Genomic DNA, 13,525 nt, shown 5'->3' with positions numbered 1-13,525 from the left:
TTCTTCTTCGCCCCACTCCCGGCATCATAACGGTATTCGCCGTCAGGCGCAGACTCATCTCAGGAGAGAAATATGTTTACCGTTATTTTTGGTCGTCCAGGATGCCCTTACTGCGTACGTGCAAAAGAGCTGGCAGAAAAACTGACCAATGAGCGCGATGATTTCAATTACCGTTATGTGGATATCCACGCGGAAGGGATCTCGAAAGAAGATCTGCAGAAAACTGTCGGCAAACCGGTGGAAACCGTACCGCAGATTTTCGTCGATCAACAGCACATCGGCGGCTTTACCGATTTCGAAGCCTGGGCGAAAGCCAACCTCGGGCTGTACGCGTAAGCCGCAGCGTGGGCGCTACTCGCGTCCACGCTTCTCCCCGGCGATAACCCGGATAAACTGCCAGAACAACGCCCCCAGCCCGCACCAGAATACCGCACTGAAAAGCCACGCCAGCTCCTGCCAGAAGGAGCGGGTGGAAACAAGCCCCAGACGCATCAGCAACAAACATACCGGCATCGCCAGCACCGCGCCCAGCAGAGGCAACATCAGCCGCCGTTTTGGCGAGATAACGCTTGCGATGACACCAGGAATAACAAAAAAAAGCAGTCCCAGTTCCGAATGCCCGGACGTGCGAAACGCATCGCCGATGCGCAAGGTCAGAAAAAGGCACACGATAATAAACAGGACAAAACAACAGATAACGCCCGCCCAGCCACGTTCAGTCTTCACAATTCCTCCTGACGTCTCTCTATCGAACTTCCACTACGCCCAGATAAAGTTTTACGGCATTCCATGCCTGCAAGTACCCACGTGATTACAAACGATTGTTACTAGCCGTCGTCTACAGGAACGATTAAACTAGCGGCCTTAATTTGAAGGTTATCGGCAAGCAGAAGAACGTTACCGTTTCCCGTCATACCTGGGAAAAACCTTAGCCTAAATAACCATTCCTTTCAACAAGTTACTAGTAAACAAGAAGTTAGCTTCCGTGAATATAAACGTCGCAGATTTGTTAAATGGGAATTACATCCTGTTATTATTCGTGGTGCTGGCGCTGGGCCTGTGTCTGGGTAAATTGCGCCTTGGCTCCATCCAACTGGGTAATTCCATTGGCGTTTTAGTGGTCTCTCTGTTATTAGGCCAACAGCATTTCAGCATTAACACTGATGCATTGAATCTCGGTTTTATGCTGTTTATTTTTTGCGTCGGCGTGGAAGCTGGCCCTAACTTTTTTTCTATTTTCTTTCGCGACGGTAAGAATTATCTGATGCTGGCGTTGGTCATGGTCGGCTCCGCGCTGGTGATCGCATTGGGACTCGGTAAGCTGTTCGGCTGGGATATCGGCCTGACCGCCGGTATGCTTGCAGGCTCCATGACCTCTACCCCGGTGCTGGTGGGCGCAGGCGATACCCTGCGGCACTCCGGCATGTCGGGAAGCGAGCTAACCTCCGCACTCGACCACCTGAGCCTGGGCTACGCCCTGACCTACCTGATTGGCCTGGTGAGCCTGATCCTCGGCGCGCGCTATTTACCGAAGTTACAGCATCAGGATCTGCAGACCAGCGCCCAGCAAATCGCCCGCGAGCGCGGCCTGGACGCCGATTCCAACCGCAAGGTCTATTTGCCGGTGATCCGCGCCTATCGCGTCGGGCCGGAGCTGGTAGCCTGGACTGACGGCAAGAATCTGCGCGAGCTTGGCATCTACCGCCAGACTGGCTGCTACATCGAGCGTATTCGCCGTAACGGTATCCTGGCGAACCCGGACGGCGACGCAGTGCTGCAGATGGGCGATGAAATCGCGCTGGTCGGCTACCCGGATGCCCATGCCCGCCTCGACCCGAGTTTTCGCAACGGTAAAGAGGTGTTTGACCGCGACCTGCTGGACATGCGCATCGTCACTGAAGAGGTGGTCGTGAAAAACCACAATGTGGTCGGCCGCCGTCTGGCGCAGCTGAAGCTCACCGACCACGGCTGCTTCCTGAACCGCGTGATCCGCAGCCAGATTGAGATGCCTATCGACGATAACATCTTGCTGAACAAAGGCGATGTGCTCCAGGTCAGCGGCGACGCCCGCCGCGTCAAAACCATCGCCGATCGCATCGGCTTTATTTCCATTCACAGCCAGGTGACCGATCTTTTAGCATTTTGTGCCTTTTTCATCGTCGGCCTGATGATCGGGATGATTTCCTTCCAGTTCAGCTCATTCAGCTTCGGCATCGGCAACGCCGCGGGCCTGCTGTTCGCGGGTATCATGCTGGGTTTCCTGCGCGCCAACCATCCGACCTTCGGCTACATCCCGCAGGGGGCGCTGAATATGGTGAAAGAGTTTGGTCTGATGGTGTTTATGGCAGGCGTCGGCCTCAGCGCGGGCAGCGGCATCGGCCACGGGCTTGGCGCCGTGGGCGGCCAGATGCTGGTCGCGGGCCTGATTGTCAGCCTGGCACCAGTCGTTATCTGCTTCCTGTTCGGCGCTTATGTGCTGCGCATGAACCGCGCGCTGCTGTTCGGCGCAATGATGGGGGCAAGAACCTGCGCGCCAGCGATGGAAATTATCAGCGATACCGCGCGCAGCAACATCCCGGCGCTGGGCTACGCAGGCACCTACGCTATCGCTAACGTTTTGTTAACATTGGCAGGTACACTCATTGTCATCATCTGGCCGGGGCTTGGATAAAACCGAAGATTGCAACCAGCAAAAAAAATTTTTGTGAAGTGCAGAACTTTTTAATCGGGCATCAGTCATAAGTAGTGCCACTGCTTTTCTTTGATGTCCCCATTTTGTGGAGCCCATCAACCCCGCCATTTTTGGTTCAAGGTTGATGGGTTTTTTGTTTCTGCTCCCCGGCAATTCTCCCCACCATCTGACGAATCTCCTCGCGGCCAAGCGGCGCGCGGTCTGTGACGAAGTGCAGCGTCATACCCTCGATAAACGCATCCAGCGCCCGCGCGGTCGGCGCATCGAACCAGCGCCCGAGCGTCTGCTGGCTGCGCTGCATCCAGTCCTGCATTATCCCTTTCAGCGCCGGTTTGCAGCTGGTGAAGGCGTACATCTGATACATCAACTCCATATTGCGCGCGGTGGTCACCTCGGCGCCGGAAATCAGCGCGGTGATGGCGTCGCAGGCCTCGTCAGGTGTTGAGACGTCATTAAAAAACGCCTGGTACTGCAGCGACATCTGTACGGTAAAGCTGTTGAACGCTTCCTCCAGCAGCGCATCGATGCCGCTGAAATAGTAGGTCATCGACCCCAGCGGCACATCGGCGCACAGGGCGATTTTACGGTGCGTCACCGCCTGAATACCGTGGCGGGCGATGGTGTCGAGCGTGGCCTGAATAATACGCTCCCGGCGCAGCGGGTCGTTGGGTCGGCGAGCCATATTTTTCCCCTCCTGATTTATGTACAAATGTACACAACCTTGTTAGTGTTGTCTCTGCTTCTCTTTGTACAGGCCATGAATGGATGACATCGCTCTCTTCCCGTAACGCCCTGCGGCTTCGCATGTGGGCGCTGTTTATGTTCTTCTTTTTACCCGGGCTGCTGATGGCCTCCTGGGCTACGCGCACGCCCGCTATCCGCGATATGCTCTCACTGTCGACCGCCGGTATGGGCGTAGTGCTGTTTGGGCTCTCAGTCGGTTCGATGAGCGGCATTCTCTGTTCGGCCTGGCTGGTAAAACGCTTCGGCACCCGTAAGGTTATCCGCACCACCATGTCCTGCGCAGTGCTGGGCATGGCCATCCTGAGCGGTGCGCTGTGGCAGGCTTCTCCTCTGCTGTTCGCCTTTGGTCTGATGATTTTCGGCGGCAGTTTCGGCGCGGCGGAAGTCGCTATCAACGTCGAAGGCGCCGTGGTGGAGCGCGAGATGAACAAAACCGTGCTGCCGATGATGCATGGCTTTTACAGCTTCGGCACCCTTGTTGGGGCCGGTGTCGGGATGGCGCTGACCGCCTTTGGCCTGTCGGCGACGCTGCACATTCTGCTGGCGGCGCTGGCAGGCATACTGCCTATCATGATCGCCATCAAAGCCATTCCCGACGGTACCGGGAAGAACCGCGCCGACAACACCGCCCATGGCGATAAAGGCGTGCCGTTCTACCGCGATATCCAACTGATGCTGATTGGCGTCATCGTGCTGGCGATGGCCTTTGCCGAAGGCTCGGCTAACGACTGGCTGCCGCTGTTGATGGTGGACGGACACGGCTTCAGCCCCACCTCCGGCTCACTGATTTACGCCGGTTTCACCCTGGGGATGACCGTCGGGCGCTTTACCGGCGGCTGGTTTATCGACCGCTACAGTCGCGTGGCGGTCGTGCGCGCCAGCGCCATGATGGGCGCGCTGGGCATCGGGTTGATTATCTTTGTCGACGTCGACTGGATTGCGGGCGTGTCGGTTATCCTGTGGGGGCTTGGCGCCTCGCTCGGCTTCCCGCTGACCATCTCCGCCGCCAGCGACACCGGGCCGGACGCGCCCACCCGCGTCAGCGTCGTCGCCACCACCGGCTATCTGGCATTCCTGGTCGGCCCGCCGCTGCTCGGCTTCCTCGGCGAGCATTTCGGCCTGCGTAGCGCGATGCTGGCCGTGCTGGCGCTGGTCATCGTGGCGGCGTTTATCGCCCGCGCGGTCGCGAAACCTGAATCTCAACCGGTAATGGAGCATGCATGATGAGCGTAAAACTGATTGCAGTAGATATGGACGGCACCTTCCTGAGCGATGAAAAACGCTATAACTGCACGCGGTTTCTCGCGCAGTACCAGCAGATGAAAGCCCAGGGCATTCGCTTTGTGGTCGCCAGCGGCAACCAGTACTGGCAGCTTATCTCCTTCTTCCCGGAAATTGTCGCGGAGATAGCCTTTGTGGCGGAAAACGGCGGCTGGGTGGTGGACGCGGGTGAAGAGGTCTTCAACTGCGCGCTGCCGCGCGACCATTTTCGCACCGTTGTGGACTTTCTGCATACCCTACCTGATGTGGAAATTATCGCCTGCGGCAAGCGCAGCGCCTACACCCTGAACCGCTATGACGATGCGCTGAAATCCATGGCGGCACTCTATTACCATCGCCTTGCGCTGGTGGATACCTTCGATAACCTGGACGATACCTTCCTGAAATTCGGTCTTAATCTGCCGGACCGCCAGGTGCCGGATGTCCAGGCCGCGCTGCATGAAGCGCTGGGCGACGTGATGACCGCCGTCACCACCGGTCACGGCAACATTGACCTCATCATGCCCGGCATTCACAAAGCCAACGGTTTGCGCCTGCTACAGCAGCGCTGGGGCATCCACGACGCCGAGGTGGTCGCCTTCGGCGACAGCGGTAACGATCTCGAGATGCTGCGCCAGGCCGGGTTCGGCTTTGCGATGGCTAACGCCGCCGCGCCGGTGCAGGCGGTGGCGGGTTATCGTGCGCCGCATAACAACGAGGAAGGGGTGCTGGAGATCATTGATAAAATCCTGAGGCGAGAAACGCCTTTTGCCTGATGATAAGCCCGGCAGCGCCGGGCTTATTGATCACTGCTGCGAATTGCCCACCGATTTATTCCACAGGAAGTAGGTCATCAGCCCCAGCCATATCACGCCATTAAGCAGGTTAAACAGGCTGAACAGCCCGTTGCCGCCCAACTGGTAAGCATGTTTGCTCACCTCGATGCCGACGGTAAAAATCAGCATCTGCAGCATGCCCATCGCCGCAGAAACCGTCCCTTTACTCATATCGCTGGCAAACAGCGTCAGACGCACCAGGCCCGCATTCGCCAGCCCAATGCCAAAGGCATAGAGGCTCAAACCGGCGGTCATCCACAGATAGGCATGGCTGGACACCACCGTGGCGGCAGCGGCCAGAATCAGCCCGGCGGCAATCGGCCAGCCGCCCGCGATAATCAGCCAGCGTACCGTACGGCGCGAGGTCAGTTTCGCCAGCGTCAGGTTGCCGACGATCAGCGCGCCGAAAATCGGCACCTGCAGCATGCCGTACTCATAGGTGCTGGCCTGCTCACCGCTGATGATAATTACTGGCGACTGCGCGATCCACGCCAGCAGCGGCAGGCTGACGAACCCGGTCGCCAGCGCGCCAGCGACGAAGCGGTAGTTTTTCAGCACCTGGGCATAATCGCGGCCCAGCGCCTTAATCGACAGTTTTTCGCCCATCCGTGTCGCCGTCTCCGGCATCGCTTTCTGCAGGCCGAAAAACGACACCGTCGCCAGTGCGGCAAACAGCACGAACATGGTCTCCCACGGGGCGATGTGGATCCAGGCGGCACCCACCAGCGGCCCCAGCAGCGGCGCTATCAGCGCGACGTTGGCCATCAGCGCGGTTATCTTGATGCACACCGCTTCATCAAACGACTCCTGAATGGCGGCGTAGCCGACGGCGCCGATAAAGCACAGGCTGATGCCCTGCAGAAAACGCAGCACCGTGAACTGCTCAATATTTTGCGCCAGCAGGGTGGCAAGGCAGGTGAGGATAAACCACACCACGCCGGTCAGCATCACCGGGCGGCGTCCGATGCGGTCCGACAGCGGGCCTAACAGCCACTGCAGGAACATACCGCCCGCCAGATAGGCCGTCATTGAGGTGGGAACCCATTCGTTCCCCGCCTGAAACTGCTCAACCACCACCAGCATACCCGGCTGGATCATATCGTTGCCGATGTAGGTGGAGAATTCGTAAAGCACCAGACAGAGAGGGAAAAGCAACGCCTGACGTCCGAGGCGCTTACCGGAAATTAAGTGGTTTTGCATGAAATCTCTTAGCAATAAAAAAAGCGCGTGAAGTGTAATCAATGAGTATCAACGACGATAGTGAAAAGTGCATGACACACTCTGTTACAGCACAAATAGGTTTGTTTAAGGTTCGCTTAAGTTCCTCCCCCTATACTCCCTGATTATGGTTGCCTGAAGATTATCGTAACCGCCGGACAATTAAGATAAAGCTGGTTTACTGTCGGGGACACGATTTTTATCGTAAGTAGCGTCATCAAACTGTCAGAGTGCGCAAAGTATGCTGGAAAATTTAAATCATTCGTTGTTTAGCTGGATTAATGCCACGCCCGCGTCGCCGCAGTGGAGTCTGTCGCTGGCGACATTCATCGCCCAGGATCTGATTTTCATTATTCCGGCGCTTGCCGTCATACTCTGGCTGTGGGGACCACAGGCTCAGATCAGCGCGCAGCGCCAGTTGGTCATTAAGATGGCGATGGCATTGGTTATCAGCATGGCGCTGTCATGGGTCGTCGGCAACATTTTCCCGCATAACCGCCCGTTCGTGGATGGCGTGGGCCATACCTTCCTGCAGCACGCGCCGGATAACTCCTTCCCGAGCGATCACGGCACCGCGATTTTCGCTTTCTCGCTGGCCTTTTTGTTCTGGCATCGTCTGTGGTCAGGCCTGTCGCTGCTGGTCATCGGCGTCGCCATCGCCTGGTCCCGCGTGTACCTTGGCGTCCACTGGCCGCTGGATATGGTGGGCGGGTTCCTCTCCGGCCTGAGCGGCTGTCTGATCGCCCAATGGCTGTGGCTCTCCTTCGGCGCCGCGCTGTACCAACGTCTGCAGCAGCTCTATCGCCTGTTGTTTTCCTTACCGATTCGAAAAGGGTGGGTACGTGACTAACCCGTGACGCGCAGGTAAAATTACCGCCTGGCCCTCGCCTGCCGCGAGGGTAATTTTAGTGACAGGGGCGATATGGAAACTCGGCGCGAAGAGCGAATCACACAGCTTATTCAGGCACTCAAACGCAGCGATAAACTGCATCTGAAAGAGGCTGCAGCCCTGCTAGGCGTCTCCGAGATGACCGTTCGCCGCGATCTCAACAGTCTGGATGGCCCTGTCGTGTTGCTCGGCGGCTACATCGTGCTGGAGCCGCGAAGCGCGAGCCACTACCTGCTCAGCGATCAAAAAACCCGTCTTGTCGATGAAAAACGCCGGGCAGCCCGCCTGGCGGCAAAACTGTTAAAACCGCACCAGATGGCCTTTTTTGACTGCGGTACGACCACCCCCTGGATTATCGACGCCATCGATAACGATATGCCCTTTACCGGCGTCTGCTATTCGCTGAATACCTTTCTGGCCCTGCAGGAAAAACCGCTGTGCCGCGCTGTGCTCTGCGGCGGTGAGTTTCACGCCAGCAACGCTATCTTTAAACCCCTGAGCCTCGAAGACACACTCAACCACTTGTGTCCGGACATCGCCTTTTACTCCGCCGCGGGCGTGCACATTGAGCAGGGCGCGACCTGTTTTAATCTGGAGGAGCTGCCGGTTAAACAGTGGGCCCTGCGCCACGCGCAGTACCATGTTCTGGTGGTGGATCACAGCAAATTCGGCAAAGTACGTCCGGCGAGAATGGGGGAGTTGCAGAGTTTCAACGTTATCGCCAGCGACCGCAGCCCCGATGAGGCGCTGACGGCGCTGGCGAAACAGCGCAAAATTACGCTGCTGTTCGAGCCGTCATGAGAACCAGCTACCGAACCACTGGTGGAATTTCATCAGCACGAAGTCAACCATCCGGCTGAAGAAGCCGCCCTCATTGACCGCTTCCATGACAATGAGCGGGCGCTGTTCAACGGTCTGGTCATTGAGTTTAAAATCGATGGTGCCGACAACCTGCCCTTTCGCCAACGGCGCGGTGAGCTGAGGCTGGTTCAGGGTGTAGCTGGCCTTCAGGTTTTTCAGCTGTCCGCGCGGGAGCGTAATTGAGCCCGCTTCCCCTGCCCCCAGTTTGGCCTGGTTCGTATCGCCGTACCAGACGCGCTGCTCAACGAAGGTGGCGTCCGGTTTAATCGGCGTCACGGTTTCGAAGAAGCGGAAGCCCCAGGTCAGCAGTTTTTCAGATTCATTAAAGCGGATACGGTCCGTTTTGGTGCCAAGCACAACCGCGATCAGGCGCATATCGCCCTGGACGGCGGAAGAGACCAGGTTATAGCCAGCGCCCGCTGTCGTTCCGGTTTTCACCCCGTCCGCATTCAGGCTGGCGTTCCACAACAGGCGGTTGCGGTTAGGCTGGCGAATGTTGTTGAAGGTGAACTCTTTTTCTTTGTGGATGGCGTACTCTTCCGGCACGTCGTGGATCATCGCCCGGGTCAGCAGCGCCATATCGCGGGCGGTACTGAACTGCCCCGGCGCGTCCAGGCCGTGAACAGTCTGGAAGGTGGTATTGGTCAGGCCGAGCTTCTGCGCATAACTGTTCATCAGGCCGACAAAGGAGTCCTGGCTGCCGGCGACATAGTCCGCAATCGCAATGCTGGCATCGTTACCTGACTGGATAATCACCCCTTTATTCAGATCCTCAACCGACACCTGATCACCCGGTTTGAGGAACATGACCGACGATCCGCGCAGCGACGGGTTGCCCGTCGCCCAAGCGTCACGCCCGATGGTGACGCTGTCCGTCAGTTTGATTTTCCCTGCTTTTAACGCCTGGCCTACCACATAGCTGGTCATGATCTTCGTCAGGCTTGCCGGATCGAGTTTTTCGTCAGCGCTTCCTTCGCTCAGGACTTTTCCGCTGGCGTAATCCATCAGGATCCACGCCTTAGCATCCACCGGGGGAGGTGCAGGCATCTGAACCTGCTCTGCCGCCTGCACCGCAGGGGCAACGAAGAGTAATAAAAGAGAGCCTGCCGCCAGGCCGCGAAGAGAAACTGCATTACGCGTCATAAGAGCCACCCAAAGTATCCATTCCAAAAAACACGCCACGTCACCGAAGCCGTGTTACAGCAAGCGGTGAGTAATAGCGTACAAATGACCTTAAAGAAACAATGCGTTGGTAAAGTTTTTAAAGTTTACGCAATAACGCCGCTTTGTGTTGAATGACGCACAATTTTTTTCGTGATGGTTGCCTGAGGATTTACTTTCCTCCACCATGGACGCTCACCAACATCGTTACACAACCGGGAGTGATTCATGATTACGCTGTGGGGCAGGAACAATTCGACAAACGTCAAAAAGGTGCGCTGGATTCTGGAAGAGCTGGAATTACCGTATAACCAGATCCTGGCGGGAGGCCAGTTTGGTCTCAATCATGACCCGGCGTTTTTATCCAAAAACCCCAACGGTCTGGTGCCGCTGCTGGTGGATGACGAAACGCAGATAACGTTGTGGGAATCGAATACCATCGTGCGGTATCTCGCCGCCCAGTACGGGCAAAACCGCCTGTGGGTGGAATCACCGGCACAGCGCGCCGAAGGCGAGAAGTGGATGGACTGGGCAAATCAGACGTTATCGCCTGTGCACCGGGTCATTCTGCTGGGGCTTATCAGAACACCGCCGGAAAAGCGCGACCAGGCCGCAATTGACGCCGCCATCGTGCAGTGTGAATCGCTGTTCGTCATGCTGGACGACGCGCTGGCGAAATCGCCATGGCTTTCCGGTAGTGAATTCGGCCTCGGCGACCTCGCCGTCGCACCGTTTATCTATAACCTGCTGGAAACCATTCACAGCTGGCAGCCGCACCCTAACCTGCAGCGCTGGTACCAGCAACTGGCCCGCCGCCCTGCTTATCAGAACATCGTGATGATTCCGGTTTCCTGAAGGTGACAAAACAAGGGGGAGGTGGCTCCCCCTTGACGCTACGCTCGCGCCATTGGCGCGAGAGCATTCATTTCCTGAATGCTACTATCCAATGTGGTCAGGCAGCGCTCGAGTGTCTCTACGTTAACAGCAATATACAAAGGGCAATCATGGTGCCCGGTCATCAGACAAACGGCGGCAGACGCCATGGCCTCTCCGGCCATATGTAACGCCTCTTGCTGCTGTGGCGTTACCGAGGGTGCAATTGCTGCGCTTCTGTTGCGCAGTTCAGCACAGAGCTCAAACAAATTATCACGCAGATGGTCATTCTCGCTGACTGACATGTATCCCTTCGCACGCCGGAGCTGGAGGTACGCGGCAATGTCGATGCGCGCATTCACCAACTTGTCCATGAGGTTGCGTTTCCGTCTGTCAACGTTCATGCATTTCCCTCCTGTGTTGTCCATTACCACAGTTATAGTATGGTCATTTTCTGAGCAGAATCATGCGCAAGGTCAATATTTAATCATTGATTAACAATTTTATAAAAAATCTTTATAACATAAGCAGTTGTTAACGCTTCGTCGACATATTCGATGTCGGGAGGCGTCGTCTTATGGCAACTTTTGCAAGATTTGCCAGGCGGCATTAACCCGTGCCGGGTTCGGGTAATTCTTGTTTGCCAGCATCACAATACCGACGTTCTTTTCCGGGATGAAAACGATGTAGGCGCCAAAACCGTTAGTACTGCCGGTTTTGTGCAGCCAGGTCGCCGGAGTCGCCGGGCGCGGCGGCGATAGCCGTTTCGCCGGTCGCGCTTTGAGCGCCATATCGTTACCACTGGCGGTAATCACCTTTTCGGCGTCAACAGGCCAAGAATACATTTCCCAACCCAGCCCCTGATACATATCGCCGATTTTGTAGTATCCCGTTTGCGCAATGGTGATGGCCTTCGCCAGTCCCGCCTCTTTCGTCGCCAGCGCTTTCGGGTCGATATTCGCCTGCATAAACGCCGCCATATCCTTCACCGTCGTTTTAACGCCGTAGGCCTGTGCGTCGAACATCCCCGGGCTTACCCGCACCGGCTGCCCGTTACGGTATCCCCAGGCATAATTTTTTTCCGCCTCTGCCGGTACGCTTATCCAGGTATGCGTCAGCTGTAGCGGTGCAAAAACGTGCTGTTTCATGAACGCTTCAAACGACAAGCCGCTGTCTTTTACCGCCAGCGCGCCAAACAAACCGATACTGGCATTGGAATACTGACGCTGGGTTCCCGGTGCCCACTGAGGCTGCCAGTGCTGGTAGTAGCGCCATAACGCATCGGCATTATCGACGTCATCCGGCACCTGAAGCGGCAGACCACCTGCAGTATAAGTGGCCAACTGCAGCATAGTGATTTTCCGCCACGGCGGCGAAGTCAGCTGCGGCGCATAGCGGGCAACGGGGTCGGTAAGACGCAAATTGCCGCTCTGTACGGCGTAGCCTCCGGCTATACCCGTAAAGGTTTTACTGACAGAGCCCAGTTCAAACAGCGTATCGTCTGTGACCGGCCGCTGGTTTTTCACATCGGCCAGCCCATAATGGTAGAGGTGCGTTTTACCGTCGACGATCACCGCAACCGCCATCCCCGGGATGTCCTGTTGTTTCATTAGCGGCGTAATGGTGCTGTTCACCAGTTCATCGAGGTTTTGCGTCTTTTCCGCCATCACGCTGTAAGACGTCATCAGCAGCGCGGTTGCCATCACCAGCGGGGTTACAGGTCTTTTTTCCACAATACACTCCCCTGTTTGTTCGCCATTTTCTCTCCCCAATTCTCACGTGAACGCATGTTGCCTGCGCCATTAAGCCGAAAAGCCCGTACAGGCGCAATTCTTACGTGAAATTTTACTGCGGATTCGCGCCAGCGACTTCAGCGGTGTGATTCACGTACTCTCAGTGGGGGATGGTACGCATAAGCGTCTGTTGCATGCTATTTTTGATAGACGCTTACGGTCGCTATGATGACGTTCAGGGGTTTTATGTCAACGATTCCCGTTTCGGAAAAAATATGTTCATTGAGCAGAATCGATCTGAATCTGCTGACTATTTTTTGTTTAATCTATAGCGCAGGCAGCATTAGCAAAGTGGCCGACATGCTGGAGATTTCCCCCTCGGCGGTCAGCCAGTCATTGCGAAAACTGCGTGAAATGATGGGCGATAATTTATTTGTCCGTAGCGGTAACATCCTTTTACCCACCGTATTCTCAGATGAGCTTTATGACAATATCATCCCGCTCATCGACGAATTATCAGCGGTATTGCCGGTATCCTCGCTGGTGCAGAAGAAACGGCTGACATTATATACGGAATCATTTATTTCTCCGCTTATCGTCCCCGAATTGACCGAAAAAATCATCTCGATGAATGACAATCTCAGCCTGCTGCATCGCACCGATGACCTGAACGAAACACGGATTATCGAGCTACTCAACATGCGACAGGCCGACGTTGTTTTTTCAACATTTTCCACTGAAAACAGCAATATCAGCTGCAAGAAGGTCAGCAACATGAAGCTGGTACTGGTCGCCTCTCAACACAATACGCTCTATGGCGACACCATCAGCGAAGTCATGCTCAGGGATGCCAGTCTGGTGGGATATAATACGAAAAATGAGAAAGTCATTTATTACAGAACGATTTTTGATAAAAAATTCCGTTCCAGCGAGCGCTGTCTGCTCACGACGTCGTTTGCCTCTATTTTAATGATCGTCTCGAAAACCAATTGTTTAGGTATTATCCCCGAAAAAGCATTTGCCGCTTATGCTGACATGTACCATTTAAAGAAAATCGAGCCGCCGTTTCCATTACCACAATTCAGTATTTATGCCTCATCCCGGAAGGAAATAAATAAAACACTGTTTTCAGTGCTGGTCGATATGCTGGCGGCAGTTCCTGGGTGATGTTATTCGATGAATAACAAAAGGTGGTGGTGTAACGCTTAGTGCTTCTTTATTTTCTGCTGTGTGTTGGGTTTGTCGACAAGGTTTAACT

General features: G+C 55.7%; 14 protein-coding genes. 8 read left to right on the top strand and 6 right to left on the bottom strand.

The genetic code is table 11. The annotated features are described in order from the left end of the window. The first annotated feature begins 72 nt into the window (after positions 1-72). On the top strand, positions 73-336 hold the full coding sequence (locus JO226_RS17290) for a GrxA family glutaredoxin (protein WP_013366944.1): 264 nt from the start codon (positions 73-75) through the stop codon (positions 334-336). A 15-nt stretch (positions 337-351) separates the two neighbouring features. On the opposite strand, the gene JO226_RS17285 is transcribed toward JO226_RS17290, so the two are convergent. Then, complete coding sequence (locus JO226_RS17285) at positions 352-726, bottom strand: inner membrane protein YbjM (protein ID WP_293606992.1); 375 nt, start codon at positions 724-726, stop codon at positions 352-354. A 259-nt stretch (positions 727-985) separates the two neighbouring features. On the opposite strand from JO226_RS17285, the gene JO226_RS17280 reads away from it, so the two are divergent. Next, entirely contained in the window at positions 986-2,671 is a 1,686-nt protein-coding gene (locus JO226_RS17280) for an aspartate:alanine antiporter (RefSeq protein WP_293606991.1), read from the top strand. A 136-nt stretch (positions 2,672-2,807) separates the two neighbouring features. Here the strand turns inward: JO226_RS17280 and JO226_RS17275 are convergent, their stop codons facing one another. Then, entirely contained in the window at positions 2,808-3,374 is a 567-nt protein-coding gene (locus JO226_RS17275) for a TetR/AcrR family transcriptional regulator (RefSeq protein ID WP_293606990.1), read from the bottom strand. An 83-nt stretch (positions 3,375-3,457) separates the two neighbouring features. Between JO226_RS17275 and JO226_RS17270 the strand changes: the two genes are divergently transcribed. Next, on the top strand, positions 3,458-4,660 hold the full coding sequence (locus tag JO226_RS17270; RefSeq protein ID WP_293606989.1) for an MFS transporter: 1,203 nt from the start codon (positions 3,458-3,460) through the stop codon (positions 4,658-4,660). Continuing rightward, positions 4,660-5,472 carry a Cof-type HAD-IIB family hydrolase gene (locus tag JO226_RS17265; protein WP_293607026.1) on the top strand — a complete coding sequence of 271 codons (813 nt, stop codon included), beginning with the start codon at positions 4,660-4,662 and terminating at the stop codon, positions 5,470-5,472. The genes JO226_RS17270 and JO226_RS17265 overlap by 1 nt, the downstream gene beginning before the upstream one ends. A 30-nt stretch (positions 5,473-5,502) precedes the next feature. Here JO226_RS17265 and JO226_RS17260 read toward each other — a convergent pair whose 3' ends face one another. Beyond that, positions 5,503-6,732, bottom strand: coding sequence for an MFS transporter (locus JO226_RS17260; RefSeq protein ID WP_293606988.1), 1,230 nt, complete (start codon positions 6,730-6,732; stop codon positions 5,503-5,505). Between the two features lie 259 nt (positions 6,733-6,991). On the opposite strand from JO226_RS17260, the gene ybjG reads away from it, so the two are divergent. Further along, entirely contained in the window at positions 6,992-7,600 is a 609-nt protein-coding gene (ybjG, locus tag JO226_RS17255; protein WP_293606987.1) for an undecaprenyl-diphosphate phosphatase, read from the top strand. 72 nt (positions 7,601-7,672) lie between these two features. Continuing rightward, on the top strand, positions 7,673-8,440 hold the full coding sequence (deoR, locus tag JO226_RS17250; protein WP_293606986.1) for a DNA-binding transcriptional repressor DeoR: 768 nt from the start codon (positions 7,673-7,675) through the stop codon (positions 8,438-8,440). On the opposite strand, the gene dacC is transcribed toward deoR, so the two are convergent. Then, entirely contained in the window at positions 8,435-9,643 is a 1,209-nt protein-coding gene (dacC, locus tag JO226_RS17245) for a serine-type D-Ala-D-Ala carboxypeptidase (protein WP_293606985.1), read from the bottom strand. The two genes, deoR and dacC, sit on opposite strands and share 6 nt — an antisense overlap. Before the next feature lie 246 nt (positions 9,644-9,889). On the opposite strand from dacC, the gene JO226_RS17240 reads away from it, so the two are divergent. Then, a complete protein-coding gene (locus JO226_RS17240; protein ID WP_293606984.1) occupies positions 9,890-10,516 on the top strand; it encodes a glutathione S-transferase family protein in 627 nt (208 codons plus the stop codon). Positions 10,517-10,554: 38 nt separating this feature from the next. On the opposite strand, the gene bssR is transcribed toward JO226_RS17240, so the two are convergent. Continuing rightward, positions 10,555-10,938, bottom strand: coding sequence for a biofilm formation regulator BssR (gene bssR, locus JO226_RS17235; RefSeq protein ID WP_293606983.1), 384 nt, complete (start codon positions 10,936-10,938; stop codon positions 10,555-10,557). A gap of 171 nt (positions 10,939-11,109) precedes the next feature. Further along, positions 11,110-12,219 (bottom strand): class C beta-lactamase, encoded by a 1,110-nt coding sequence (gene ampC / locus JO226_RS17230; RefSeq protein ID WP_293607025.1) that lies wholly within the window; start codon positions 12,217-12,219, stop codon positions 11,110-11,112. Positions 12,220-12,513: 294 nt separating this feature from the next. Here ampC and JO226_RS17225 point away from each other — a divergent pair, with 294 nt between their 5' ends. Then, positions 12,514-13,434 carry a LysR family transcriptional regulator gene (locus JO226_RS17225; protein WP_293606982.1) on the top strand — a complete coding sequence of 307 codons (921 nt, stop codon included), beginning with the start codon at positions 12,514-12,516 and terminating at the stop codon, positions 13,432-13,434. The last annotated feature ends 91 nt before the right edge of the window (positions 13,435-13,525 follow it).

The organism is Pluralibacter sp. (genome assembly GCF_019237635.1).
In the GTDB taxonomy this organism is placed as follows: domain Bacteria; phylum Pseudomonadota; class Gammaproteobacteria; order Enterobacterales; family Enterobacteriaceae; genus Enterobacter_B.
Note: the sequence above shows the minus strand (reverse complement) of the source record. Positions and strands in the feature narration are given on the sequence as shown.